Origin of the sequence: Nocardia crassostreae, assembly GCF_001613405.1 — a bacterium.
Classification (GTDB): Bacteria; Actinomycetota; Actinomycetes; order Mycobacteriales; family Mycobacteriaceae; genus Nocardia; species Nocardia crassostreae.
Window position 1 is genome coordinate 193,701 of the sequence record NZ_BDCH01000003.1, and the last position, 25,657, is coordinate 219,357.

The window sequence follows — 25,657 nt, forward strand, 5'->3', positions numbered from 1 at the left end:
AATTGAGCTTCACACAGGGCGGTAACGGACAGGACTTCGGCCGCACCCGCACCATTACCTCGATTCCGTTGTCCGATGTCGACGCCCACGGCTCGGCGACCATCGGCACGCTGGTGCGCGATGCCACCGAGCAGATGTCGACGCTGGTGCGCGCCGAGGTGGAACTCGCCAAGGCCGAGGTGACCGGTGAGATCCGCAAGGGCCTGCAGGGCAGCATCTTCTTCATCGCGGCGCTGACGGTCCTGCTGTTCAGCTCGTTCTTCTTTTTCTTCTTCCTGGCCGAACTGCTGGACGTGTGGGTGTACCGCTGGCTGGCGTTCCTCATCGTCTTCCTGTCGATGATCGTGACCACGGCGGCGCTGGGCTTCTTCGGCTATCTCAAGGTGCGCAAGCTGCGTGCCCCAGCGAAGACCATCGAATCGCTGAAGGAGGCGAAGACCGTGCTGCCCAGCGGTTTCGGCGGCGCGGCCGAGCACGGCGCGGAGGCGTCGGTGGAACTCGGCAAGTCCCGGCGGTAGGTCCTCGACTACGCTTCCGGCGTGTCGTCGAATTCGCTGCCGGATCCGTCCGCCGTCCGCTACGACGGACCGTGGACCCATCGGGACGTGCATGCCAACGGCATTCGCTTCCATGTGGTCGAGGCCGTCCCCTCCGGTCCGGGCCTCGCCGATCCGGATGCCCCGCTGGTGGTGCTGCTGCACGGTTTCGGCGACTTCTGGTGGTCGTGGCGGCATCAGCTGACCGGACTGGCCGAGCGCGGCTACCGCACGGTGGCGGTGGATCTGCGCGGTTACGGGGATACCGACAAGCCGCCGCGCGGCTACGACGGCTGGACGCTGGCCGGTGATGTCGCCGGTCTGATCCGCGCGCTGGGCCACACCGAGGCCACCCTCGTCGGGCATACCGAAGGCGGCCTGGTGTGCTGGGCGACCGCGGTGCTGCACCCGCGGGTGGTGCGCTCCATCGGGCTCATCTCCTCACCGCATCCGGTGGCCCTCAAACGCGCCGTGCTGCGCGATCGCAGGCAGCGCCGGGCCTGGCTGCCGAACTTCCTGCGCTCGCAGCTGCCGCGCTATCCGGAGCATGTGCTCACCACCGACGACGGCGCGGAGCTGGAACGGCTGCTGCGCAAGCGCGCGGGCGAACGCTGGTCGGCCACCGCGGAATTCGCCGATACCGCGCAGCGCATGCGCACCGCCATCCGGATTCCGGGCGCCGCGCACTGCGCCCTGGAATACCAGCGCTGGGCCTTCCGCAGCCAATGGCGGCCCGACGGCACGCGTTTCATGTCGACCATGCGCGAGCCCGTGCGCATTCCGGTGCTGTCGCTCTACGGCGCGCACGATCGGTACATCCTGGCCGGGACCATCCGCCGGGGCGCCGATCTGGCGCCCGAGCGCCGGGTGCTGCCGATTCCCGGCGCCGGGCATTACGCCCACCAGGAGAGCCCGGAGGCCGTGACCGCTGAGCTCGCCAAACTGCTGGGGCACAGCGTCGCGTAGCGACTCCGTGAGGGGTGGTGGCCGGGCGACGGGTGGGCTAACTCAGTACGCAGCTGCCGGTGCCGACCGGGGCCGAAGCGGCCGGGGCGGCATCGATTTCCGGGCGCACCTCGTCGAGGGTCAGCACGTAACCGGTGTCCTCGTCAGTCACGGCCGCGCCGAAGACCACGCCCAGCACATTGCCGTCGGTGTCGACCAGCGGCCCGCCGGAGTTGCCCGCCCGCACCGAACCACGCACGGTGTAGACCTCGCGCTGCACATTGTCGTCGCGATAGATATTGGGGCCCTTGAGGTCCAGCGTCTCACGCACGCGCGCGGCGCTGGCCGTGTAGCGGCCGCCGCCCGGATAGCCGAGCACGATGGCGCTCTCGCCGGACTGGGCGGGCTTGGCGGCCAGCGGGATCACATCCGCGGTCAGCCCGGGCACGGCGAGCACCGCGACATCCTTGAACGGATCGAACAGCACCACGGTGGCATCGAGGGATCCGCGCGGGGTGTCCACGCTCACGCTGTTGGTGCCCGCCACCACGTGCGCATTGGTCATGATCCGCTCCGGCGCGACCACGAAGCCCGTACCCTCCAGCTGCCGTTGGCAACTCGGCGCGATACCGCGGATGCGCAGCACACTGCCCTGCAGCGATTGCGCGACCGGCAGTTGCAGCACGCTCGGATCCGGCGGCTCCACGGCGGCGATGGGCACCCGCCCGAACGGCCCGATGACATCCGGCAGCCCGGAGGTGTTGAGCAGGTTGGAGAATTCGTTGGGTACCTTGCGCAGCCAGTCCGGCGCGACATGGTCCACATTGATCAGGACCTGAGAGTTCTTGACCGCGGCCGCGATTCCCGGCTGCGAGGAGTTGGTCAGCGGCAGCGCCAGCAGCCAGGCGGTGGCCAGCACCGCGACCGCCTGCAGGCCCGCGCCCACCACGCTGTCCACACTGCGGGTGAACGGATCGCGCATACCGCTGCGCGCCGCCCGGCCCAGCACCATGCCCGCGACCTCGCCGACGATCACCAGGGCCACGATCAGCAGCACGCCGACCAGCACCCGGGAGCGGCCCTCGCTCAGGTGGATGAGGATGTGCGGCGCGATGAGAATGCCCGCCACCGCGCCCAGTACGACACCTAGGAAGGCCAGCGCCGACGCCACCGCGCCCTGCCGCCACCCGGAGGTCGCGGCCAGCAGCGCGAGCAGCACGATCGCTATATCGAGCCAGCCCGAGGAAGTCATAACGTCATCCCAACCGCGGCCAGCGAGGCCTGCAGATCACGCACATCGTGATGGTCCCATTCGTGTTCCCAGCCGGAAACGGCCAGCAGCCCGGCCAATACGCCCGCGGTGAAGCCCCACACCAGCATGCCCTCGACCGCGAAGGCCGGGCCCATATAGCCGAGCGGATGCCGCACCACGAAACGATTGGCCGGATCGAGCAGATCCTTGATCGGCACCCGCACCACCCGCGCCGCCTCGGTCTCGCTCACCACGCCGACCTCGCCGGGCGTGCGCCAGTAGGCGACCACTGGCGTCACATCGAAGCGCGAGGGCGGTACGAAGATCTTGGGCAGCACCGCGAACGGCTCCACCCCGGCGCGGTCGAGCCCGGTCTCCTCCCAGGCTTCGCGCAGCGCGGTATCGATCGGCCCGTCGTCGCCCGGCTCCACGCCGCCGCCGGGAAAGGCGACCTGGCCGCTGTGCTGGCGCAGGGTGGCGGCGCGCTGGGTCAGCAGCACGTCCGCGTCGGCGGGCAGCCCGCCCAGGGCCTCCGGATCCGAGTCCGGCGAGCCGCCGAACAGCACCAGCACCGCGGCCTGGCGCGGGCGCGCGGCCGCGGCGGCGAAGCGGCGCATGGCTGTGCGCCGCAGCACCGGATTCACCCCGGTGGGATCGGCCGGATCGTGGTCGGCGACGCCGCGCAGCCACTCCGGAATCGGATGGGCCGGTACGAATTCGGTCATTTCCGCGCTCACGCCCGCACCCCTAGCTCGGCGGCGACGGTATCCGAGATATCGGCCACGCTGGTGAACGCGCGCACCTCGACCTTGGCCACGGTGCCGTCCGCGCGCAGCAGGACCGAGACCGGGAGCACCGCGGGCGCCCCAACGGCCTTGCGGACCTGCGCATTCGGATCTTCCACACCGGGCAGGTGGATACCAAGACCGGTCAACCGAGACAATCCTTTCGCGATGCCCGGATCGCTGTGCACCGTGAGCACGGTGATCGCGTCTCCCGCCTGCTGCGAGAACTGTTGCAGCATAGGCAGTTCTTCCGCGCACGGTCCGCACCAGTAGGCCCAGAGATTGAGCAGGGCGGGCTTTCCGGCGAGGGCGGCGGTCAGCTCGACGGGCTTGCCGTCGGCGAGACAGTTCAGGGTGAGCCCGCGCAGCGGGCTGTCGCCGACGGGGGCGCCGGAGGGTTGCGGGCAGGTCGCCAGCGCGGCGGCCGACCGCTGCGCGGCGGCGACGGATTCGGCCGTGGTCTCGGTTGCCACGCCCTGCGCGTGCTCATTGTCGCCCCCGCCGACCGCACCGGCCACCACGATGGCGACGGCCACGGCGACCACCACGGCCGCGAGCGCCCAGCGCCACCAATTGTTCGTTGCCGTCACAGGCCCACCAGTTCGAGCAGATGCTCGGTCTCGGGCCCCTTGATCAGTTTGGCGGCGGTCACCGGATCGGTCGGCCCGGTCCCGAAGGACGGGCAGTCCTTGGCCAGGACGCAGGCGCCGCAGGCGGGCTTGCGGGCATGGCAGACACGGCGGCCGTGGAAGATGACCCGGTGCGAGAGCATCGTCCAATCCTTGCGCTCGATGAGCTCGCCGACGATCTTCTCGACCTTCACCGGATCCTCTTCGTCGGTCCAGCCCCAGCGCCGGACCAGGCGGCCGAAATGAGTGTCGACGGTAATACCCGGAACGCCGAAGGCATTGCCGAGAATGACATTGGCGGTCTTGCGCCCGATACCCGGCAACTCCACGAGTTGTTCCAGCTTGTGCGGCAGCACCCCGTCGTACCGTTCGACCAGCGCCTGCCCCAGCCCGATCAGCGAGCTGGTCTTGTTGCGATAGAAACCGGTGGGCCGGATGAATTCCTCCAGCTCGGCGCGGTTGGCCTCGGCGTAATCGCGGGCGCTGCGATAGCGCGCGAACAACGCCGGGGTGGTCATGTTGACCCGCACATCGGTGCACTGCGCGGAAAGAATTGTGGCGACGGCCAATTCGAGGGGTGTGGTGAAATCCAGCTCACAGTGCGCGTCCGGGAATGCCTGCGCCAGCGTGCGGTCCATGCGGCGGGCGCGGCGCACCAATCCGAGCCTGGTCTCCTTGGCGCGTGACTTCGCCTTGGCTGCTTTGCCGCTGGTGGGCACGGCGGTAACGCCGGATTCGGCCCCGTTCGCGGCCACAGTGGATTTGTCGACACGCACGCGTCCACCTTACGGAACCAGCCTGGCCCGACAACCGGGCTGAGCACCTCCCGTGTTCCATCTGAGACCTTCGCCGTGTTTACTGCTGCCTATGCAAGGACTCGCTGTGGTGCTGTTTCCGATAGCGCTGATGCTGTTCGCATTGGTGATGGAACGGGTCGAGAACAAGCTTCGGAAGCTCCTCGAGCCGGACCCGGAGGTTCAGCAGTACCTCGATCGAGCCACGAACGCCGAGGTCAGTGACCTCACGAAACTGGGTCTGCCCGCCGCGGCCGCACGTCCGCGCCGCGCCCGGCCGGCCGCCAAGGGCATGGATGTCGCCCAGGCCAGTTGACCTTTTCAGGTCTGCTGATGACTCACCTGGTACAAACCAGGACAATGCTCTTTAGCACGGATCCTGATCTTCCTTAGGGTTATCGGCGGCGTGTCGGCGTGCGTGTCGCGTAATCGGGCCGTCTTGGCCGATAAGCACGGCGAGCGTGCCGGAGAATGAGCACGCTGCGTGGTGTCTATCACTACCCGGCGGTATTGCAAAGTAGACTGCACTGTCGGCCGAATCGCTTCGGTCCAGGACAGAGCCATTTCCCATAAGGAGCACATTCGTGGACGAGGCCCTCGCCAGAGCAGGCATCTTCCAAGGCGTAGAGCCCACCGCGGTGGCGGCTCTCGCCAAACAACTTCAGCCTGTGGACTTTCCGCGCGGCCATGTCATCTTCAATGAGGGCGAGCCCGGCGATCGGCTGTACATCATCACCTCCGGCAAGGTGAAGATCGGCCGTCGTTCGCCCGATGGCCGTGAAAACCTGCTGACGATCATGGGTCCGTCGGACATGTTCGGCGAGCTGTCGATCTTCGATCCGGGTCCGCGCACCTCGACGGCCACCACCGTCACCGAGGTCCGCGCGGTCACCATGGACCGGGACGCCCTCAAGGCGTGGATCGATCAGCGGCCCGAGATCGCCGAGCAGTTGCTGCGGGTGCTCGCCCGCCGCCTGCGCCGCACCAGCAACAACCTGGCCGACCTCATCTTCACCGATGTTCCGGGTCGTGTCGCCAAGGCGCTGCTGCAGCTCGCACAGCGTTTCGGCACTCAGGAATCGGGCGCGCTGCGCGTGACCCACGACCTGACCCAGGAAGAGATCGCCCAGCTGGTCGGCGCCTCCCGCGAAACCGTGAACAAGGCCCTGGCCGACTTCGCGCACCGCGGCTGGCTGCGGCTGGAGGGCAAGAGCGTGCTGATCTCGGATTCCGAGCGGCTCGCCCGCCGCGCGCGCTGATTCCGGTCCGACACGGACGCAGAGACCGGGCCTCACGGGGAGTGACGGCCCGGTCTCGACGTGTTCTCAGCCCCTGCGAACTTGCTCAGCCGTGTGAGCGCAGATAGGCCAGCTGAGCCTTGACCGAACTGTGCGCGGCGGGCCACAGCCGCTTGTCCACATCCGCGTAGACCTTGGCGACGATCTGCAGCGCCTTGGCGTTCGGGCCCAACTCCGCGAGGGCCGCGCGCACCTGGTTCAGCCGTTCCTCGCGGTGCGAGAGGTAGTACCGCAGGACTGGTTCCGCATCGGGGTGTTCGGGCCCGTGTGCGGGCAGCAGCGCGCGTCCCGCGCCCGCCTCGATGAGTTTGTGCAGCGACGCGAGATAGTCCGCCAGCGCGCCGTCCCGGGACTCGAGAACGGTCGTCCCGCTGCCGAGCACGGTGTCGCCGGTGAGCAGGACCCGCTCGCCGTCCGGACCGTCCACGAGGAAGCTCACCGAGTCCTCGGTGTGCCCCGGCGTCGCGAGGACCGTGATGCGCAGCCCGGCCGCCTCGATCGACTCGCCGTCGGCCAGTGGCGTATTCGAGCCGTGCAGGAATTCGGGGTCCAGGGATCGCACGACCGTCCCGGTCTCCTTGACCAGACGCGCAATGCCGCCGGTGTGGTCGTGGTGATGATGGGTGACCAGCGTCAGCGCGATGCTCCCGCCGGTTTCGCGCACGATGGCCTCGGTGTGCTTGCGATCCTTCGGGCCCGGGTCCACCACCACGCACTCCGGGCTCCCCGGTGCGCGCAGGATCCAGGTATTGGTGCCCTCCAGCGTCATTCCGCTGGGATTGTCGGCCAGCAGTACCGAGGCCGACGGGGTGACCGGCCGCAATTGCTCATAGGCGGGATGAGTGAGGGTCATACATTCGTCCTAACGCACGAAGCGCGGCGCGTCCATGGTTGAACGCACCGCGCTTGCCTTGCGCTGCACACGCTTTCGCGTCAGCGCACTTCCGCGATGAGCTCCACCTCGACCGCGCTGTCCAGCGGCAGCACCGGGACGCCGACGGCCGAGCGCGCATGCACGCCCGCATCGCCGAAGACCTCGCCGAGGAAATTGGAGGCCCCGTTGATGACACCGGGCTGGCCGGTGAAATCCGGTGTGGAGGCGACGAATCCGACGACCTTCACGATCCGCACCACATTGTCGAGGCCGACCAGGGCGTGCACGGCCGCGAGCGCATTGAGTGCGCACAGCTGGGCCAGTTCCTGGGCTTTTTCGGGGGTGACGTCCGCGCCGACCTTGCCCGCGGCGGGCAGTTTGCCGTCCACGAACGGCAGTTGGCCGGAGGTGTAGACCAGACTGCCGGTCTGCACGGCGGGTACGTAGGAGGCCACGGGCGGCGCGACCGCGGGCAGGGTGAAGCCCAGCTTTTCGAGGTTGGCGGCCCAATCCGTTGCGGCGGCCATCAGTTCTTGGCTCGCTTCAGATAGGCGACATGCTGTTCGCCGGTCGGGCCGGGCAGCACGGTGACGAGCTCCCAGCCGTCCGCGCCCCACTGATCCAGGATCGCCTTGGTCGCGTGCGTCAGCAGCGGCACCGTCGCGTATTCCCACACGGTCACATCACTCATGCTGTGACATTCTGCCCTGCGCTTCGCACATGCGGATGAGCGGCCGCAAGTACGAGTGGTGTATCAGACAGTCGCGTTTCGGTGCTGGGCAGGAATCAGGAACGAGTTATAGGCTCGCGATTGTGGGAGTACCGATAGCAGTGCCCGTTTCGGTTGAGCCGGGGGTCGAAGCAGGTTGGCCGGAGCGGGCGGACAAAGCCCGCCTGCATTACGTATCCGGCAAGGGTGGGACCGGAAAGTCCACGGTCGCGGCCCCATTGGCGCTGGCGCTGGCGGCCGGGGGCCGGAAGGTGCTGCTGGTCGAGGTCGAGGGCAGGCAGTCGATTGCCCAGCTGTTCGATCTGCCGCCCCTGCCGCCCACCGAAACCAAGATCGCCACCGCGGACGGTGGCGGCGAGGTGATCGCGCTGGCGCTGGATGTCGAGCATGCCTTCCTGGAATACCTGGACATGTTCTACAACCTGGGCTTCGCCGGGCGGGCCATGCGCCGGGTGGGCGCCATCGAGTTCGTGACCACCATCGCGCCGGGGCTGCGGGACGTCATTCTCACCGGCAAGATCAAGGAATGCGCGGTGCGCGTCGACAAGTCGGGTAAGCCCGTCTACGACGAAATCGTCATCGACGCACCGCCGACCGGTCGCATCGCCAGCTTTCTGGACGTCACCCAGGCCATGGCCGAGATCGCCGGGGGCAGGCCGATCGCCTCGCAGGCCGTCGGCGTGTCCAAGCTGCTGCACTCCCCGCAGACCATGATCCACCTGGTGACGCTGCTGGAGGCGCTGCCGGTGCAGGAGACCGCGGACGCCATTGCCGAGCTCACGGCCAATGAGCTGAATATCGGCACGGTCATCGTGAACCGGGCCGGTGAGGGCTATCTGCCGAAGTCGCTGCGCGCCAAGGCCGCCGCGGGCGAACTGGACGCCGACGCGCTGCGAGAGGGCCTGGCCGAGGCCGGAATCAGCCTGTCCGAGGCGGACTTCCAGGGCCTGGTCACCGAGACCCTCGAGCATTCCGCTCGCCTGCAGGCGCAGGACGAGAGCGCCGCCGAACTGGCCCAGGTCGACATCTCGCGGCTGTACCTGCCGTCGCTGGCCGACGGTATGGATCTGGGCGGGCTCTACGAGCTGGCCGAAGTCTTGAGCGCACAGGGGGTCCGCTGACCATGATCGTCCCGGCTAGCACTGTCCCGCTGGACATCTCGAAGATCGTCACCGATCCCTCCGCGCGCATCGTGGTGTGCTGCGGCTCCGGCGGCGTCGGCAAGACCACCACCGCCGCCGCCATTGCGCTGCGGGCCGCCGAAATGGGCCGCAAGGTCGTGGTGCTGACCATCGACCCGGCCCGGCGGCTGGCCCAGTCCCTGGGCGTCAGCGATCTCGGCAATGTGCCGCAGCGGGTGGAACTCGGGCCCGAGGCCAAGGGCGAACTGTTCGCCATGATGCTGAACATGCGCCGCACCTTCGACGAGATGGTGCTCGAGCACACCAGCCCGGAGAAGGCGGAGCAGATCTTCGCCAATCCGATCTATCAGACCGTGGCGTCCTCCTTCGGTGGCACCCAGGAGTACATGGCGATGGAGAAGCTGGGCCAGCTGGCGTCCAAGCGCGAGTGGGATCTGATCGTGGTCGACACTCCCCCGTCGCGGAACGCCCTGGACTTCCTGGACGCGCCCAAGCGGCTGGGTAACTTCCTCAACGGCAAGATGATCCGCGTCATCATGGCCCCTGGCCGGGGCGTCGGGAAGTTCGTGGCCGGGGCCATGAGTCTGGCGCTGCGCGGCGTCTCCACCATTGTGGGCGGGCAGCTGCTCAAGGACGCCTCGGTGTTCCTGCAGTCCCTGGAGTCCATGTTCGGCGGCTTCCAGGACCGCGCGGACCGCACCTACGCCATGCTGTCGCGGCCCGGCACCCACTTCATCGTGGTGGCGGCGGCCGAGCCCGACGCACTGCGCGAGGCGTCGTTCTTCGTGGACCGGCTCTCGCACGACAAGATGCCGCTGGCGGGTCTGGTGCTCAATCGGACGCATCCGGTGCTGCTGGGGTCGCTGTCCGCGGAGCAGGCTCAGGTGGCGGCGGACCGTCTAGCCCCGGAGACAATGGCGGCGGTCGATGGCGAATCCGAGACCCCGGCCGCGCTGGCCGCCGCCGTCTTGCGCATTCACGCGCACCGGGCGACGACCGCCAAGCGCGAAACGCATCTGCTGCACCGCTTCACGGGCGCGCACCCCAGCGTGCCGATCGCCGCGGTCACGGCGCTGCCGTTCGAGGTCGCGGACCTGGAGGCGCTGCGTGCGGTGGGCGATCAGCTGGCCGAGGCGGGTACAGCGCGGACCGCGTAGGAGCAGGGCGCGATCTGCGTGATTTGCCCGATCTGTCCCCAGAAACGGACCGAGCCCGCGAAAGCGGGCTCGGTCCGTTCTGCTTTTGGGGATACTCGGCTACATCGCTACTTTCTGTGCACGCTGGACCCGGAAGAAATCGGCCCAGGATATCACCTCCGGATGTTGTTTGAGCAGCGCGCGGCGCTGCCGCTCGGTCATGCCGCCCCACACTCCGAACTCGACTCGATTGTCCAGGGCATCCGCCCCGCACTCCATCAGCACCGGGCAGTGCCGGCAGATGGTCGCTGCTTTGCGCTGTGCTGCGCCACGCACGAACAGCTGGTCGGGATCCACTTCCTTGCATCGGGCCTGGGAAACCCAGGCGATTCTCGCTTCGGCCTGCTCCACGTCCAATCGAGCGATCGGGGTAGTCATGTGCATTTGGTGTGCCCCTTTGCAGTCCGAACACCGGGTCACGGCGCTCCAGAATCGCGTGTACAGCGCGCAGCTACCCAACCCCACTGCGTCCTGTACCACATTCCACTTTGAGTGTTAGCTCTATCACACTGGGTTCTCAATCTAGGTAAGAGTGTGCGGCTTGCGCAAGACCGTCCCGAGATTTTCTGGTACATCCGTCCATGCATTCGTCACCTAAAACCGGGCAGTCGGCACCTTTGCGACGAACTGACACCCGAGCGACACGGGCACCGACTGTGCGGAAGGCCAATTAGGCTAGGGATCGTGCCGATCACACGAACGCTCGCGAGACTGGCCGGCAGCTGCGTCCTGGCCGCCGTCCTCCTCGCCGGGCTGCTGTTCCCACTCGCCGGCGGCTTCGGCTATATGTCGAACCGCGCCGCCGACGCCGTCGACAATGTCTCCGCCGAACTGGTGGAAGGCACGGTGCCGGCGGTATCGACCATGGTGGATACGAACGGCACGCCGTTCGCGTGGCTTTACGAGCAGCGCCGCTTCGAGGTCCCCAGCGAGAAGATCTCCAACGATATGAAGCTGGCCATCGTCTCCGTCGAGGACCGGCGCTTCGCCGAGCACGGCGGCGTCGACTGGCAGGGCACCTTCCGCGCCTTCCTCACCAACACCACCGGTGGCGAAGTGCAGCAGGGCGGTTCGACCATCGACCAGCAGTACGTGAAGAACTATCTGCTGCTGGTGGTCGCCAAGACCGATGCCGAACGCCGCGCCGCCATCGAGACCACGCCCGCCCGCAAAATCCGCGAGATCCGCATGGCGTTGACGCTGGAGAAGGAACTCACCAAGGACGAGATCCTCACCCGGTACCTGAACCTGGTGCCCTTCGGAAACTCCTCCTACGGCATCCAGGACGCCGCGCAGACCTACTTCGGCATCGACGCCAAGGATCTGAACATCGTGCAGTCGGCCATGCTCGCGGGCATGGTGCAGTCCAGCTCCAAGCTGAACCCCTACACCAACCCGCAGGGCGTGCTGGAGCGGCGGAACACGGTGCTGGACACGCTCATCCAGAACATTCCGAGCCGGGCCGAGGAATTCCGCAAGGCCAAGGCCGAGCCTCTGGGCGTGCTGGCCGAGCCCAAGGGGCTGCCGCGCGGCTGTATCGCCGCCCAGGACCGCGGGTTCTTCTGCGATTACGCGCTGCAGTATCTGGCCAATGCCGGGATCAGCCGCGATCAGATCGACAAGGGCGGGTACCTGATTCGCACCACGCTGGATCCGGCGGTGCAGGACTCGGTGAAGGCCTCGGTCGTCCAGAACGCCGATCCGAATCTGCCGGATATCGCGCAGGTCATGAATATCGTGGCGCCCGGGCAGGATTCGCATCCGGTGCTGGCCATGGCGTCGAGCCGGACCTACGGTCTCAATGGCGACGCCAACGAAACGGTGCAGCCGCAGCCGTATTCCATGGTCGGCGATGGCGCGGGCTCGGTTTTCAAGATCTTCACCACGGCCGCGGCCATGGAGAAGGGGCTCGGCATCAGCGCACAGCTGGATGTGCCCGGGTCCTTCGCGGCCAAGGGCATGGGTAATTCGGGCACCCCGGGCTGCCCGGCCGAGACCTACTGCGTGAAGAACGCCGGCGCCTACAAGTCGCCCATGTCGGTGACCGAGGCGCTGGCGACCTCGCCGAACACCGCGTTCGTCAAGTTGATCCAGTCGGTGGGCGTCACCCCGACCGTGGATATGGCGGTGCGGCTGGGCATGCGGTCCTACACCCTGCCCGGCACCTCCGGGCACGGCAATCAGAGCCTGGCCGACATGATCAAGGACCAGAACCTGGGCTCGTTCACCCTCGGCCCGGTCGCGATCAATCCGCTGGAGCTGTCGAATGTGGCGGCCACCATCGCCTCCGGCGGCAAGTGGTGCCCACCCACCCCGATCCGGGAAGTGGTGGACCGCGGCGGGAAGACGGTGCCGCTCACCCAGCAGGCCTGTGAACAGGTCGTCGAGCCCGGATTGGCCAATACCCTCGCCAATGCGCTGGGCAAGGACGATGTGAGCGGTACCGCGGCCGGCGCCGCTCGCGCGGTGGGCTGGAACGCGCCGCTGTCGGCCAAGACGGGAACCACCGAAAGCCACCGCTCCTCGGCCTTCCTGGCCTTCACCAACTCCTTCGCGGGTGCGGCCTACATCTACGGCGACAGCCCGACGCCGGGCGAGATCTGCTCGTTCCCGCTGCGGAACTGCGGCGCCGGCAACCTGTTCGGCGGTAACGAACCCGCGCGAACCTGGCTCGGGGCCATGAAGAACGTGCTCGACCGGTTCCCGCCCGCCGGATTGCCGCCGCTGGACGACAAGTACGTGCAGGGCGCGAACAATTCACGCATCCCCGACGTCATCGGCATGACCCAGGCGGAGGCGACCTCCACCCTCATCGGCGCGGGCTTCCAGGTCTCCATCGCCTCGGCCCCTGGCGCCGCCAAGGGCACGGTCCTGAGCATCTCCCCGGACGGCTCGGCCATCCCGGGATCGGTCATCACCGTCTACATCAGCGACGGCACCCAGATCCCGCCACCCCAACCGGCCGCCCCGGCTTTGCCGACCCTGCCCGGACTACCGGGAATCCAGCTGCCGCCGATCCCGATTCCCATCCCGATTCCCATCCCGATTCCCCGGTAGGCCCAACTCTCGGGAAGCTCTCAGGGGCTTCGCCCCTGAAACCCCTGACCAACGAAAGAGGCCCCCGCGTCCACTGGACGCGGGGGCCTCTCGCTTCCCGCGACTTCAAGGGCCCAGCCCCGTCGTCCCCGCGGCGTCGGACCACAGCCCCTGACAGCCCTGCGGCTGTCAGGGCGAAGCTCCTGTCGTCCTTTTGGGGGGTTCGGGGGCGAAGCCCCTGAGAGTTCCGAGAGTTGGTTACAGGCGGGCTTTGACGGCGGCGGAGATGCGGGAGCCGTCGGCGCGACCGGCGGCCAGGGCGGTGGCGATCTTCATGACCTGGCCCATCTGCTTCATGCCGGGGCGCTCACCGATCTGCTCGGCGATGGCGGTGTCGGCGATATCGGCGACCTCGGCCTCGGTGAGCGGGGTGGGCAGGTATTCGTCGATGACGGACTCTTCGGCGCGCTCGTTGGCGGCGAGTTCACCGCGACCGGCCTGCTCGTAGACGACGGCGGCCTCGTTGCGCTTCTTCGCTTCCTTGGCCAGCACGGCGATCACGTCGGCGTCGGTGAGCTCGCGCGCCTGGGCTCCGGCGACCTCGGCGTTCTGGATCGCGGCCAGCAGCATGCGCAGCGTTCCGAGGCGCAGCGCGTCCTTCGCCTTCATCGCAGCGGTCATGTCCGCATGCAGCTTCTCTTTGAGTTCCGACATGCGGCCACGGTAGCGCCTACCGGTGTGGTGGCCCACCTCATTTAAAGCGGTGTTTCCGCCGCCGGTCGCCTATTCTGGGCAAATGCCCGTTATCTCGACCTCCGCCCTCAGCCGTGCCGCACTGGGAGCCGCCGGGGCCGCGGTCGCCGGAATCGGTTACGCCTCGCTGATCGAGCGCAATGCGTTCATGCTGCGTGAGGCGACACTACCGGTGCTGGAACCGGGTAAACCTTCGCTACGAGTGCTGCACATCTCCGACTTGCACATGATGCCCGGTCAGCAGTTGAAGCAGGCGTGGCTGCGGGAGCTGGATCGGCTGGAACCGGATCTGGTGGTGAACACCGGCGACAATCTGTCGCATATGAAGGCGGTGCCTTCGGTGGTGCAGTCGCTGGGCGGGTTGCTCGGGCGTCCGGGTGTTTTCGTTTTCGGGTCCAACGATTATTTCGCGCCGGTGCCGAAGAATCCGCTGAAGTACTTCAACAAGGACCACAAGCGCGTTTTCGGTGACCCATTGCCGTGGCAGGATCTGCGGGCCGCGTTCACCGAGCGGGGCTGGCTGGATCTCACCCATGTGCGCCGCGATATCGAGGTGTCCGGAGTGCGGATCTCGACGGCGGGCGTGGATGATCCGCATTTGCAGCGCGATCGCTACGACACCATCGCCGGATCGCCGAATCCGCTGGCGGACTTGAGCATCGGGCTCACCCATTCGCCGGAGCCGCGGGTACTGGATCGGTTCGCCGAGGACGGGTACGACCTGGTGATGGCCGGTCACACCCATGGCGGGCAGCTGTGTCTTCCGTTCTACGGCGCGCTGGTCACCAATTGCGGTATCGATCGGGCGCGGGTCAAGGGTGCGTCGAAGTGGGGCGCGCACACCCGGCTGCACGTCTCGGCCGGTGTCGGCACCTCGCCGTGGGCGCCGTACCGGTTCTGCTGCCGCCCGGAGGCGACGCTGCTGACCCTGGTGGGCGCGCCGCCCAAGAAACCGGTTTCGGAGTCCGGTCGCGGACGAACCGTAACGGAGACTGTCGCGCGTTGAGCGTTTGCCGCGATATACAACGCGGTATGTAGTCGTCAGTCAGGGGACAACCGTGACCAGTGGTAACGATAAGGACGATCCGGGGCAGCGCGGTCCGGAGCCGGACTGGTGGCAGCAGGGCACTCCGGCACAGGATCCGAATTACGCTGGGCAGCAGTCGGATCCGACCTTGGTGGGGGGTTACACCTCGCCGCCGCCGACCGCGCCGATCACGGGTGGGCAGTATCCGCAGGATCCGCATCAGGGGCAGCCGTACACCGGGCCGCAGCCGTATCCCGGACAGTCGCCGTATCAATCGGGGCCGCAGCCGTATCAGTCAGGGCCGCAGCCCTATCCGGGGCAGCCGCAGCAGTTCGGGCAGCCGGGATATCCGCAGCCGTATCCGCCGCAGCAGTCGCCGGGTGGCGGCAAGGGCAAGATCTGGTTGTTCGCCGGTATCGGCGTGCTGGTGCTGGCGATCATCGGGGCGGTGACGGTGGCGCTGGTGAACCGGGATTCGAGTGAGCCTTCGGCGCAGTCGAATACGACGCCCTCACTGATCAGCGCGCTCACTCCCACCAAGACCTCCACCGGGCCGACGACCAAGACGACGACCACGCCCAAGACCACGGGTCCGGCCGCGGTGGTGCCTGGCTATCAGGTCGTCACGATCCCGGACAATGGTGCGGCGTACGACATTCCGAAGAATTGGACGGTCGACCGCACCGGTCAGAGCACCTTCGATTCCGGCGGGGATTCCATCCCGATCGCCGGGCTCGCACAGGACGGCGTCGGTTACTGCCCGAATTATGTGCGCACCAACGTCTTTCTGACCCAGTCCACCGAGACCGATCCGACCAAGGCCGCGACGGATATCGGGGAGCGCATGGGCCGTATCGGCTGGTCCCCCACCTCCCTGAACGCCTCCACCCCCGAACCCTTCAGCTCCACCGACAATGCCCTGCACGGCGTCTACGCCGAAACCACCGGCACCTTCACCCCACCCGACCCGACCTGCGCCTCCACCTACGCCATCTACACCTTCGCCCTAGGCGGCGAATCCGGCGCCCTGGTCCTCACGATCGCCGCCGACACCGGCGTAGACCGCGCCGTAAACCGCGGCCTGGCCCGCCGCCTCCTAGCCACATTCCGCCTAATTTAGCCACCTGACCAGCCGATTTAACGACCACACCGGCCATGCGCTAAGCTACTGCAGGTTCACTTCACGGGGTGTGGCGCAGCTTGGTAGCGCGCTTCGTTCGGGACGAAGAGGTCGCAGGTTCAAATCCTGTCACCCCGACGTGTTGGTTGAGACACAGTAGAAGGGCCCTGACCACCAGCTGGTCAGGGCCCTTCCTCGTTCTCCTCACCCCAACCGCTCTTCTTGCGGCATAGACGGACTCGAGGTGACGGCTGTTGCCGGTGCCACCTCTTATCCGTATGCGGTGATCAGGAAGGTGCGGGTTAGCCCAGGTGCAGGCGCTTCATGAGGCGGAGGGTGATGAGGGTGGATTTCAGTTGCTTTTCGTAGGGCATGTTCGAGCGGGCGGCCATGATTTGTTTTTTCTGAACGCCGATATTGATGGTGTCGGTGTATTTGAGGAGGCCTGCGGCGCCGTGGCGGGTGCCTACGCCGGATTGTTTGATGCCGCCGGAGGGGGTGCCTTTGGCGGCGTAGGTGGTGACGAAGCCGTCGTTGATGTTGACGGCGCCTGCTTCGATCTTGGCGGCAATTCTGGTGGCGCGGTCCAGGTTTCCGCTCCAGACGCTGGCATTCAGGCCGTAGGTGGTGGCGTTCGCCAGGCGGATGGCCTCTTCCTCGGTGGAGAACTTGTAGATGGATACGACGGGGCCGAAGGTTTCGAGGGTGGCGTGGGCCATGTCCAGGGTCACGTCGGTCAGGACCGTCGGCTCGTAGAAGGCGGGGCCGAGGTCGGGGCGGGGCTTGCCGCCGGTGAGGACCTTCGCGCCCTTGTCGCGGGCCTCGTCGACGTGGGAGGCGACGCGCTGCATGTGATCGACCGAGACGAGGGAGCCGAACTCGGGATCGAAGGTGTAGGAGGCGCCCGCCTTCGAGCCCAAATCCTCTGCGGCGGCGACGAATCGGCGGACGAACTCGTCGAAGACGCGGTCCTGGACGTAGATGCGTTCGATGTGCATGCACGCCTGGCCGGTATTGCCGTAGACGGCGAAGGTGGCCGAGGGAATGGCCTCGTCGAGGTTGGTGTCGTCCAGGACGATCATGGGGTTCTTGCCGCCGAGTTCCAGGGAGCAGCCGATGAGGTTGCGGCCCGCTTGCTCGCCGATCACGCGGCCGGTGGCGGTGGAGCCGGTGAACATGACGAAGTCGACATTGTCGATGAAGGTCGGGCCGACATTCGGACCGCCGCCGCAGACCACCTGGATCAGCCCGCGCGGCAGGCCCGCCTTGTGCAGCAGTTCGATGCCGTAGAGCGTGCACAGCGCGGTCTTGTTGTCCGGCTTCATGACAACGCCATTGCCCGCGATGAGCGCGGGGGTGGAATCGGACACGGAGATGGCGAAGGGGAAGTTCCACGGCGCGATGACCGCGACCACGCCCTTGGGCCGGTGCTCCTCGGTGGAGCTGGTGATGACCGGCATGGGTCCGCTGCGCTTCTTGGACTTCAGCGTCTTCTCGGCCGTCTTGAGGTAGTGCGCGATCACCATGGGGGTGTCGCAGGCTTCCTCGATGGCCATGCGCCGGGTCTTGCCGCAGCCGATCTGAATGAGGTCGGCAATGGTCTCGATCTCGGAGAGAATCAGCTCGTGCGCCCGCTCGAAGACCTCGAGCCGCTGCCTGAGTGGCCGGGCCGCCCACTCCTTCTGGGCGGCGCGCGAGATCTCGACCGCGGATCGCACATCCTCGGGCGAGGATTGCGGCAACTGCCCGACGATATCGCCGGTGTAGACCTCGATCATGTCGTACGGTTCGCGGGTCTCGCCCGCCGTGCCCGCGGTCACCATGGCGGTGAGCCGGTTGACGAGGGATTCCGTAATGCGCGGGGGCAGCTTCGCCCGCGAGCCGCTCTGCGTTGTGCTCATGGTGCTCTCTCCATTACTTGCCGCCCGTGAAGGCGGTCACCATGATCCAAACTAGAACACGTTATTGTTCAGTACAACGGCGCGAGGTAGTTTCATCCCGGAATCGACGGTTGGATCCTGCGGAAAGAAAGGTCGGCGATGACCACAGCCACTGCTGAAACGAGTAGCAACACCGAGCCGCACGCTCTGGTGGAGAAGCGGGGCGGGACGCTCATCGTCACCATGAACCGGCCGAACGCCAAGAACGCGCTCACCGGCGAGATGCTGGCGATCATGACCGAGGCGTGGGAGCGGGTGGACAGCGATCCGGAGATCCGGTGCTGCATCCTCACCGGCGCGGGCGGGGCGTTCTGCGCGGGCGCGGATCTGAAGAATATGGCGAAGTCCAACCCCGGCGACAATATGACCAGCGGCAGCTCGTTCGATCCGACGCGGATGCCCGGACTGCTCAAGGGATATCGGCTGTCCAAGCCGCTCATCGCGGCCGTGGAAGGCCCGGCCATTGCCGGTGGGACCGAGATTCTCCAGGGCACCGATATCCGGATCGCCGGGGAGAGCGCCAAATTCGGTGTGTCCGAAGCGAAGTGGAGCCTGTTCCCGATGGGCGGGTCGGCGGTGCGGTTGCCGCGGCAGATTCCGTACACCGTGGCCGCGGAGCTGCTGCTCACCGGACGGCACATCACCGCGGCCGAGGCGCTGAAGTTCGGGCTCATCGGGCATGTGGTGCCGGACGGGACCGCGCTCGACAAGGCCCTCGAGATCGCCGAGCTGATCAACAACAACGGTCCGCTCGCCGTGCAGGCGATCCTGAAGGTCATGCGCGATACCGAGGGCATGCACGAAGAGGAAGCCTTCAAGATCGACGCCAAGGTCGGCCTGCCGGTCTTCCGCAGCGAGGACGCGAAGGAGGGCCCGCGCGCCTTCGCCGAGAAGCGGAAGCCGAACTTCCAGGGCAAGTAAAACTTTCGGGGATCCGGCCGCAATTCGCATCACGGCCGGATCCTCGTCAGCGGGCGACAACCTCCTCGCCGAGGAAGCCACCCGATTGATGCCGCCACAGCTGCGCGTACGTTCCTTCCGCGCGTAGCAGGTCATCGTGGGTGCCTTGCTCGACGATGCGCCCGCGGTCGAGCACCACCAGCCGGTCCATACCGGCCACGGTGCTCAGCCGGTGCGCGACCACCAGCGCCGTACGCCCATCCATCAGCTCCCAGAGTGCTTGCTGCACAAGCAGTTCGCTCTCGGAGTCGAGGGCGCTGGTGGCCTCGTCCAGGAGCAGAATGGGAGCGTCGCGCAGGATGGCGCGGGCCAAGGCGACGCGCTGCCGCTGACCGCCCGAGAGCTTCACGCCGCGCTCACCGATGAGCGTTTCCATGCCCTGGGGCAGGGCGTCGGCGAACTCGGTGACGTGCGCGTCCTTGGCGGCGCGCAGGATCTCCTCGTCCGTGGCGTCGGGGCGGGCGAAGCGGATGTTCTCGCGCAGGGTGCGGTGGAACATGGCCGGATCCTGTGGCACATAGGCGATCAGACTGCGCAGATCGGCCTGGCGCAGCCGGGCGATGTTCTGCCCGCCGATGCGGATGGTTCCCGACTGGATGTCCATCAAGCGCAACAGCAGCTGGGTGATGGTGGTCTTGCCGCCACCGGATCGCCCGACCAGACCCACCTTGGCGCCGCTCGGCACATCCAGATCCAGGCCCTCGAACAGCTGCCGCGCACCCGCGTGCGTGAAGTGCACCTGCTCGAACCGCACATCGAAACCCTTGGGCCGCAGCGGTTCCGGGTCATCCGCATCCAGCACCGTCGGTTTGTCCATGAGCAGTTCGGTGAACTGCGCGGCCTCGGTGAGCACGCTCTCCAGCCGCCGGTAGATCTGGTTGAACCGGAACATGATCCCGGTGGCGTTGAAGTAGTAGGTGAACGCCACCACGATGGCCTCCACCCCCGCATTCCCGCCACTGAGTCCCAGCGCGATCAGCAGCCCGATCACATTGGTGAGCACCACGATCGGCGCCACCAGCGTATCGATGCGCAGGTTGGCGTAATCCCAGGAGCGCAATGCTTTTCGCCGCTGCCAGGCAACCCGCCGCTGATGCTCGGCCGCCTCCTGCGGTTCGGCCGCGAAGGCGCGCACCACCTGCATATTGGCCAGGCTGTCGGCCACATGCCCGGAAACCCGCGCGATAGCGGCCTCCCGGTCGTCCACCAGTTTCTGGCGACGCTGAATGAGCGGCATGATGACCAGCGCGGTCACCACGATCATCCCCAGCAGTACCACGACCAGCATGGGGTCATAGCGCCACAGCACCACCGAGGCGAACACCAGCGGCACCAGGGCGGCCAGAATCTCGAAGGCGAGCGTGTCCACGAACTGCTCGAACCGCGACGCGAAACTCAGCGAGCGCTTCGTCAACGACCCCGCGAAATTGTTGTGGAAGAATGCCGCATCCTTGACCAGCAGCTCATCCATGGCGCGCACGTACAACGCCTCGATACCGTAGGCATCAACCCGGTTCAAACAGTGAATCCCGATGCGCCACATCACTTCCACGAGCAGCAGCACACCACCGAAGGCGAGTATGTAGGGCGCCAGCGCCCCCACACTCGCATCGCCGGTCACCGCAACCCGGCCCACCATCATGGCGACCAGCAGCGGTGCGATGTACAAGTTGCAAATATTGCCGAGCGCCGGCGCCAGCAGCGCCGGAATCGTTATGGCCTTACGGGCGGCCATCTCCCGCCCGTAGTAACGCAGCACCAGCCTGATTGCCGTTGCGCGTGAACTCATGCTTCCCCTCTCGACTCGGATTACGAGCGATGCAGGTGAGCTATGATCTCGCGCCCCCGGGGGTTCCGGCCACCGAATATTCGCCGAGCGCTAGCTGCCGCACGTCACAGCGTAATGAGCCGGGCTCATTGCCCCAGAGCACGGAACAGGTCGTTGGTCTCGGCGGTCAGGAGCTTGATCTCGCGGGCATGGCCGTCGATATCGATGCCGACCGGTCGCAGGTCCGGCACCAGCCCGCTACGCAGGGCTTCCGGTTCGAGAAACTGCTCGTAGTGACCCGGAATCCACCAGAAGATCCGTTTGGTGAGCGGTTTCGATCCGCTGTCGAACAGTCGCTGTGCCACATCCTGAACGTCGACCAGCGATTCGACGGGTCCGGTCTGGCCGAGCGGGTAGATCATCACGTACTCGGGGAGGGGGAAGGCGACCAACGCGCCGTAGGGCAGCGCGACCGACGCGAAATGCCTTGCCAGCACATGTATGTGAGAGCCGACGTAGCGGTGCCTGCCGCTGATGAAGGTCACGTGTCCATGGCTTAGCTGCGATGTGTCGACAAGGTGCTCTTCGCTACCGATCGACAGCGCGAGCGCGGCGGCGAAGATATCCTCCTCACGCGCCTCGAGTTGGCCACGATTGAGCACCGACATGTGCTGGGGAGTATCGAGAACCACGGTCTCCAGCAATCCCGGAGCCAGCGGGCGGGCGACAAGTTGGTCGAGCATGCCGTCGAGGGCACTCTCCGGGTACAGCCGCATCCGCAGGTTCAGTTTGGCCGGATCACCGGTCTGGCGGTGTGCCGCAAGCACTTCCGGTGGAATTCGCTGGTCCATGATCCGATCCCCTCCACAGCCGAGGGCATCGCCCCTCCCCATGCCACCTTAATGGTCGCGAACTCGATCAGGTCCACTACAGCGTCGGAGTCCGGCCCGGCTCGTCGTTGCACCGCTCGGTTCGCCCGCTCAGGGCCGCGCGGATCAACCTTCGAGCTGCTTCGCCTGTAACCGATTGGCTCGCCAAGGTGTCGAATGCTCGCCCGTAGAGCGCGACCTCCCTCGGCTGCGTCACGGTGAGCTCGGCGGTGTGCGCTTCGACTTTCACCGTACGGTTGTCGAACATCATGAAGCCTTCGACGACGACGAGTGCTTCGGATGTCAGCGGGACGATACCCAGAGTGACGCGGGGCATTCCGATGATCGTCTGGAGTCGGTCGAGTTGGCCCCGCATCACGTCGTCGTCGCCGACCGTCGTGTACAGCGAAGTCTCGCCGATGAGGAAGTGGAACCGATTGCCTCGGCGGTACAGGACCTGTTGCCGTTCCATGCGCTTGGATACTCCGGCATCTAGGTCGTCGGGTAAGCGGTAGAACTCGATTACGCGCTTCAGCTTGGCCTCGGCATATGCGGCCGTTTGCAGCAGTCCGGGAACTATCTGCGGCTCGTAGTTTCGGATGAGGGCCGTCTCGGCCTCGAGCCTCAGCGCCAGTTGTTGGCCACGCTTCACGCCCGTTCCGAGTAGTCGCCGCCACTCGAGCCATGCGGAATCGATGTTGTGGAGGCTGGCAAGCAGGTCGGGCAACTGTTCGTTCGCGTCGCAGTGCGAACAGTAAGCGCGCAGATCCGCCGTCGATGGCGTGGCCTTGCCGTGCTCGATGCGCGAGACCTTGGACTCGTGCCAGCCTTCACGAGCGGCAAGCTCCCGGCCGGTGACTCCGGCGTCACGGCGAATCTCCCGGAGCCGCTTGCCAAGAGCCTCCCGCGCTTCCTGTACCGAATCGGTCACTACCGGCTGTTCACCGGAGATTCGTTGATGTACTCCCAATAGGGCGTCGCTACGGCCAGCAATCGGTCCTTCACACCACGGCAGTACGCCGCGATCTTCGGATCGGTCGTGACCGCGACACCGGCCGGTCGGCCCGCCTGTTCGACAAGGTTGAAAGCGACGCGGCTGCCGTCGAACAACCACCAGTCATCGGAAGGGATGTCCGCCGGTTCAGCGAGATGCCTTGGCAGATAACGGATATCCTCGCCTGCCTCGACGTTCTTGCCGGTGACCGACAGTAGCCAGCGCTGGTAGTCGCTGTGCGGCACTGTGACGACCCGGACGCGGCTGACCGCGACGCCGCGGCCCGTCATTTCCCGGATAAGGTCGATCCAGTCGGACTTGTCGTAGTCCGGCGGCGGCTCGCCCTCGAGGAATCGCCGGAGCGGCTCGGATTCGCTCGCGACCGCGTAGGTGTCGCGAACCTCCATGTGGTACGCCGATTCTCGGCACTCGTGAAACAGATGGTCCCAGTCGTCAACGCCGCGAAATTCCACCGAAGTAAATCCTCTCAGCTCTCGGAACCTCGATCGCCGTCTCGAAGTCTTCCATGGTCAACTGCTCGAGCGTTCCGCTATCGGTGATCGGCCGCCCCGACACGATGAAGGACCCTCTCCCCGTGTCGGTCATCGTTGCCGCGATGAAACCCTCCTCGCCCGCGAAACCGAGTAGCGCATGGGGAATCTCGATGGTTTCAGGGTGGTCGGTCCGCCAGCCCTGGACGACGAAACTTCGCTGATCGGTGGCGTAGAGCGTGGGGCAGTTCTTCTTATCGGAGCCGCACTTACCGAGGAAATTCAAATGCATGATCTCAGCCTCCGGCTGACTACTTGCGTGAATTTGAACTAGCAACCTCCATGGTCCTCTAGCTCAGTGAACCTTGCCAGCAATTGGGTTCGATCGCGCAAGTATCCGCAAGTTCATGGACGCGGAGCGCGCAGCTTCGTAGCGTTTCCGACACCGAGAACAGCCGACTGCGGCCAAGGGGGCTGAGATGGCCTATCAGCGAAGGATCTATGAGTTCCCCGGTGGTTTCCTGGAAACCAATGCCTACGAGGACGACGACTCAGGCGTGTATCTGGAGCTCTTTCGGTCGGGCGAAGACGACAGCCGCGACGACGAACGACCGGAGGTGGGCAATGCGTTATAAGGCAACGATTCTCGGATATCTCCGAACCGACGTGTCCGGGATGAGCCAGCTTTGGGACGAGTCGCAGCTTCGGAGGCGTGCTGCTCAGCTGGGGTATGACTATGCGGGGACGGTTGTGTTCGATCCGGCGTCGGGGCGGCCGCCGCTGGCTCGGTTGAAGGCGCAGGCCACTCGGCTCGATGCTGACGCGGTCATCGTTCCGGGGACCGCGCACTTCGAGGGTGGGCAGGTGCCCGGGTCGCTGGTGAGGAGGGTCGACGTGATCACTCTGTACCCCGCGGAAACCTATGCGCGGCGTGGGGCGTGAAGTAGCGCTGGGCAATCGCAGAGCCCCGATTGCCCAGCGCCGGGTGCGGATGCCGATCGGAGCACGTGTCGGGATCCGCGCGACGGAGCTAGTCCGTCGGTTTGACCATGCGGGCGAGGACCCGGCGCATGAGGGCGGGGGCGAAGCGGCGCATGTAGTACTGGGGGGCGGCGGGGCCGGGGAAGACGAAGAGGGGGCCTTTGGGTTTGGCTAGGGCTTTTTCGAGGGCGTCGACTACAGATTCGGGGGTTACGCCGCCTGCGCCGCCTAGGACGGAGGCGTTCTCTTTTCGGACTGCGTCCAGGAAGGGGGTTTCCACCATGGGTGGGCACAGGGCGAGGAGGCGGACGCCGGATCCGGCCAGTTCGTAGGAGAGGCTGTCCACGAAGCCGATTACCGCGAATTTGGACGCCGAGTATCCGGCCATGCCGGGGGACGGGAGCCAGCCTGCTACCGAGGCGAAGAGGACTACGGCGCCTTTGCCTGCCTGTTGCATGGCGGGGATGACGGCTTGGCAGAGGTTGACGGCGCCTATGTAGTTGACGTCGATCATTTTCTTGATCTGCGCGACATTGTGGTCCAGGGCGTGGGCGTGGACGTGGCACATGCCTGCGGCGTGGACCAGGCGGTCGATGGGGCCCAGTTCGGCGCGGACCTTTTCCACGACCGCGGTGACCTGTTCCGGATCGGAGACGTCGCAGGTGTAGGTGTGCATGTTGGGGGAGCGTTGGGCGGTTTCGGTGAGGCCGTCGGGGTTGAGGTCGACGGCGGCGACGCGCCAGCCCGCGGCGGCGAGGCGTTGGACGACTATGCGGCCCATGCCGCTGGCCGCGCCGGTTACCAGAGCTGTCTGGGTCATTGTCCCTCCCGGGTTTGCGACACCGTGGTGGCGTCGTCGAAAGTCATGTGGAGTGCGCCGATTCCGCTGGAGAACAGGGCGGTTCGGGGCAGGCCGAGCGAGCGGAGCTGGTCGGAGATGGGGTGATCGCCGAGTTCGACTCGGGCGCCGCCGGGGCGTCCACGGACGCCGCCGGGATTCATTACCCAGGGTGTGCGGCGCAGTAGGCCGTCGCGGTAGGTGTAGGCGTCGATGGAGGCGCCGCCCGCACCGCCGGGCATGGGCAGGCCGTTCGCTATGCGCAGCGCGACCACCAACCGGCCGTTCTCGCGGACCTCGCAGCGCTTGCCGCCGCGCACGGGCGTGATGTCGATATCGGCCATGAGCTTGGGGAAGCCCCAAATCGATCGGCCCGCTTCGCAGGTGAAGGTCTGGTTCACCGGGAGCCAGTGGATGTAGGCCCCGGTGGTGTGCTTGCGGCCGGGTTGGCGCGCCATGAGCGAGAAGGCGAATTCGTGGTACGGGCCGAGATCGCCGTCGACGTAGCGCACGAAGGCCAGCAACACCACGGCCCGGCCGAGGACGGTGACCGGTTCCAGCCCGGTGGCCGCGAGGATCACCCGGGCGGCCGCGACATCGGCGGCGAACAGGGCCGAGGACGCGTCCGCATGACGGATCCGCACCGGCATTCGGACTTGCTCGCCCTGGATGATATGCGCCTCCGCCATGCTCGAATTA

Annotated in this window: 28 protein-coding genes and 1 tRNA gene; 12 read left to right on the forward strand and 17 right to left on the reverse strand. The window is 66.5% G+C overall.

Going from position 1 to position 25,657, the window contains the following annotated elements:
- Positions 1-2 precede the first annotated feature (2 nt).
- Positions 3-518: a phage holin family protein gene (locus tag NC4_RS02180; protein WP_067531582.1), complete on the forward strand. Its 516-nt coding sequence runs from the start codon at positions 3-5 to the stop codon at positions 516-518.
- Positions 519-539: 21 nt separating this feature from the next.
- Positions 540-1,502 (forward strand): alpha/beta fold hydrolase, encoded by a 963-nt coding sequence (locus NC4_RS02185; RefSeq protein ID WP_067531584.1) that lies wholly within the window; start codon positions 540-542, stop codon positions 1,500-1,502.
- Between the two features lie 37 nt (positions 1,503-1,539).
- Here NC4_RS02185 and NC4_RS02190 read toward each other — a convergent pair whose 3' ends face one another.
- Genes NC4_RS02190 through nth form a run of 4 tightly spaced genes read right to left on the reverse strand, consistent with a single transcriptional unit; the run spans position 1,540 to position 4,866 of the window.
- Entirely contained in the window at positions 1,540-2,733 is a 1,194-nt protein-coding gene (locus NC4_RS02190) for a MarP family serine protease (RefSeq protein WP_067531586.1), read from the reverse strand.
- Positions 2,730-3,458 carry an NUDIX hydrolase gene (locus NC4_RS02195; protein WP_067531726.1) on the reverse strand — a complete coding sequence of 243 codons (729 nt, stop codon included), beginning with the start codon at positions 3,456-3,458 and terminating at the stop codon, positions 2,730-2,732. Before NC4_RS02195 ends, NC4_RS02190 begins: the two co-directional genes overlap by 4 nt.
- Before the next feature lie 8 nt (positions 3,459-3,466).
- Positions 3,467-4,108 carry a TlpA family protein disulfide reductase gene (locus tag NC4_RS02200; protein ID WP_067531587.1) on the reverse strand — a complete coding sequence of 214 codons (642 nt, stop codon included), beginning with the start codon at positions 4,106-4,108 and terminating at the stop codon, positions 3,467-3,469.
- Positions 4,105-4,866, reverse strand: a complete 762-nt coding sequence (nth, locus tag NC4_RS02205; RefSeq protein ID WP_067531728.1) for an endonuclease III — start codon at positions 4,864-4,866, stop codon at positions 4,105-4,107. The genes NC4_RS02200 and nth overlap by 4 nt, the downstream gene beginning before the upstream one ends.
- 163 nt (positions 4,867-5,029) lie before the next feature.
- On the opposite strand from nth, the gene NC4_RS02210 reads away from it, so the two are divergent.
- The gene (locus NC4_RS02210; RefSeq protein WP_084528359.1) at positions 5,030-5,257 is read left to right on the forward strand and encodes a hypothetical protein; all 228 of its coding nucleotides are present in this window, start codon (positions 5,030-5,032) and stop codon (positions 5,255-5,257) included.
- A gap of 268 nt (positions 5,258-5,525) precedes the next feature.
- Positions 5,526-6,200: a Crp/Fnr family transcriptional regulator gene (locus tag NC4_RS02215; protein ID WP_067531591.1), complete on the forward strand. Its 675-nt coding sequence runs from the start codon at positions 5,526-5,528 to the stop codon at positions 6,198-6,200.
- A gap of 85 nt (positions 6,201-6,285) precedes the next feature.
- Here NC4_RS02215 and NC4_RS02220 read toward each other — a convergent pair whose 3' ends face one another.
- The 3 genes from NC4_RS02220 to sp36 all read right to left on the reverse strand — a co-directional run bounded on the left by NC4_RS02220 (position 6,286) and on the right by sp36 (position 7,804).
- Positions 6,286-7,092, reverse strand: a complete 807-nt coding sequence (locus tag NC4_RS02220; protein ID WP_067531592.1) for an MBL fold metallo-hydrolase — start codon at positions 7,090-7,092, stop codon at positions 6,286-6,288.
- Positions 7,093-7,172: 80 nt separating this feature from the next.
- A complete protein-coding gene (locus NC4_RS02225) occupies positions 7,173-7,640 on the reverse strand; it encodes a RidA family protein (RefSeq protein ID WP_067531594.1) in 468 nt (155 codons plus the stop codon).
- Positions 7,640-7,804, reverse strand: a complete 165-nt coding sequence (gene sp36 / locus NC4_RS39875) for a Sp36 family protein (RefSeq protein ID WP_122190876.1) — start codon at positions 7,802-7,804, stop codon at positions 7,640-7,642. Before sp36 ends, NC4_RS02225 begins: the two co-directional genes overlap by 1 nt.
- A 140-nt stretch (positions 7,805-7,944) precedes the next feature.
- Between sp36 and bagA the strand changes: the two genes are divergently transcribed.
- Both bagA and bagB read left to right on the forward strand, forming a co-directional pair.
- Entirely contained in the window at positions 7,945-8,964 is a 1,020-nt protein-coding gene (gene bagA, locus NC4_RS02230; RefSeq protein WP_067531596.1) for an ATPase BagA, read from the forward strand.
- Positions 8,965-8,966: 2 nt separating this feature from the next.
- Entirely contained in the window at positions 8,967-10,142 is a 1,176-nt protein-coding gene (gene bagB, locus NC4_RS02235; RefSeq protein WP_067531597.1) for an ATPase BagB, read from the forward strand.
- 99 nt (positions 10,143-10,241) lie between these two features.
- Here the strand turns inward: bagB and NC4_RS02240 are convergent, their stop codons facing one another.
- Positions 10,242-10,565, reverse strand: a complete 324-nt coding sequence (locus NC4_RS02240; protein ID WP_067531598.1) for a WhiB family transcriptional regulator — start codon at positions 10,563-10,565, stop codon at positions 10,242-10,244.
- Positions 10,566-10,865: 300 nt separating this feature from the next.
- Here NC4_RS02240 and NC4_RS02245 point away from each other — a divergent pair, with 300 nt between their 5' ends.
- Complete coding sequence (locus NC4_RS02245) at positions 10,866-13,238, forward strand: penicillin-binding protein (protein WP_067531599.1); 2,373 nt, start codon at positions 10,866-10,868, stop codon at positions 13,236-13,238.
- Positions 13,239-13,475: 237 nt separating this feature from the next.
- On the opposite strand, the gene NC4_RS02250 is transcribed toward NC4_RS02245, so the two are convergent.
- Positions 13,476-13,931 (reverse strand): GatB/YqeY domain-containing protein, encoded by a 456-nt coding sequence (locus NC4_RS02250; protein WP_067531601.1) that lies wholly within the window; start codon positions 13,929-13,931, stop codon positions 13,476-13,478.
- Between the two features lie 82 nt (positions 13,932-14,013).
- Here NC4_RS02250 and NC4_RS02255 point away from each other — a divergent pair, with 82 nt between their 5' ends.
- The 3 genes from NC4_RS02255 to NC4_RS02265 all read left to right on the forward strand — a co-directional run bounded on the left by NC4_RS02255 (position 14,014) and on the right by NC4_RS02265 (position 16,255).
- A complete protein-coding gene (locus NC4_RS02255; protein ID WP_067531603.1) occupies positions 14,014-14,976 on the forward strand; it encodes a metallophosphoesterase in 963 nt (320 codons plus the stop codon).
- A 52-nt stretch (positions 14,977-15,028) separates the two neighbouring features.
- Positions 15,029-16,117 carry a DUF8017 domain-containing protein gene (locus NC4_RS02260; protein ID WP_067531605.1) on the forward strand — a complete coding sequence of 363 codons (1,089 nt, stop codon included), beginning with the start codon at positions 15,029-15,031 and terminating at the stop codon, positions 16,115-16,117.
- 64 nt (positions 16,118-16,181) lie between these two features.
- Positions 16,182-16,255, forward strand: a tRNA-Pro gene (locus tag NC4_RS02265).
- Positions 16,256-16,419: 164 nt separating this feature from the next.
- Here NC4_RS02265 and NC4_RS02270 read toward each other — a convergent pair.
- Entirely contained in the window at positions 16,420-18,018 is a 1,599-nt protein-coding gene (locus tag NC4_RS02270) for a succinic semialdehyde dehydrogenase (protein WP_067531607.1), read from the reverse strand.
- A 138-nt stretch (positions 18,019-18,156) separates the two neighbouring features.
- Between NC4_RS02270 and NC4_RS02275 the strand changes: the two genes are divergently transcribed.
- The gene (locus tag NC4_RS02275; RefSeq protein WP_067531609.1) at positions 18,157-18,978 is read left to right on the forward strand and encodes a crotonase/enoyl-CoA hydratase family protein; all 822 of its coding nucleotides are present in this window, start codon (positions 18,157-18,159) and stop codon (positions 18,976-18,978) included.
- Between the two features lie 46 nt (positions 18,979-19,024).
- Here NC4_RS02275 and NC4_RS02280 read toward each other — a convergent pair whose 3' ends face one another.
- The 5 genes from NC4_RS02280 to NC4_RS02300 form a co-directional block, all read right to left on the reverse strand.
- Positions 19,025-20,806 (reverse strand): ABC transporter ATP-binding protein, encoded by a 1,782-nt coding sequence (locus tag NC4_RS02280; protein ID WP_245721443.1) that lies wholly within the window; start codon positions 20,804-20,806, stop codon positions 19,025-19,027.
- Positions 20,807-20,931: 125 nt separating this feature from the next.
- The gene (locus NC4_RS02285) at positions 20,932-21,636 is read right to left on the reverse strand and encodes a hypothetical protein (protein WP_067531611.1); all 705 of its coding nucleotides are present in this window, start codon (positions 21,634-21,636) and stop codon (positions 20,932-20,934) included.
- Positions 21,637-21,712: 76 nt separating this feature from the next.
- Positions 21,713-22,585 (reverse strand): helix-turn-helix domain-containing protein, encoded by an 873-nt coding sequence (locus NC4_RS02290; RefSeq protein WP_067531612.1) that lies wholly within the window; start codon positions 22,583-22,585, stop codon positions 21,713-21,715.
- Entirely contained in the window at positions 22,585-23,121 is a 537-nt protein-coding gene (locus tag NC4_RS02295; RefSeq protein ID WP_067531613.1) for a DUF6879 family protein, read from the reverse strand. Before NC4_RS02295 ends, NC4_RS02290 begins: the two co-directional genes overlap by 1 nt.
- Complete coding sequence (locus NC4_RS02300) at positions 23,102-23,431, reverse strand: hypothetical protein (protein ID WP_067531615.1); 330 nt, start codon at positions 23,429-23,431, stop codon at positions 23,102-23,104. The genes NC4_RS02295 and NC4_RS02300 overlap by 20 nt, the downstream gene beginning before the upstream one ends.
- 187 nt (positions 23,432-23,618) lie before the next feature.
- Here NC4_RS02300 and NC4_RS39880 point away from each other — a divergent pair, with 187 nt between their 5' ends.
- A complete protein-coding gene (locus NC4_RS39880) occupies positions 23,619-23,774 on the forward strand; it encodes a hypothetical protein (RefSeq protein ID WP_157554155.1) in 156 nt (51 codons plus the stop codon).
- A 395-nt stretch (positions 23,775-24,169) separates the two neighbouring features.
- Here NC4_RS39880 and NC4_RS02310 read toward each other — a convergent pair whose 3' ends face one another.
- Positions 24,170-24,940 carry an SDR family NAD(P)-dependent oxidoreductase gene (locus tag NC4_RS02310; RefSeq protein ID WP_067531619.1) on the reverse strand — a complete coding sequence of 257 codons (771 nt, stop codon included), beginning with the start codon at positions 24,938-24,940 and terminating at the stop codon, positions 24,170-24,172.
- Positions 24,937-25,647: an acetoacetate decarboxylase family protein gene (locus NC4_RS02315; RefSeq protein ID WP_157554158.1), complete on the reverse strand. Its 711-nt coding sequence runs from the start codon at positions 25,645-25,647 to the stop codon at positions 24,937-24,939. The genes NC4_RS02310 and NC4_RS02315 overlap by 4 nt, the downstream gene beginning before the upstream one ends.
- Positions 25,648-25,657: the final 10 nt, after the last annotated feature.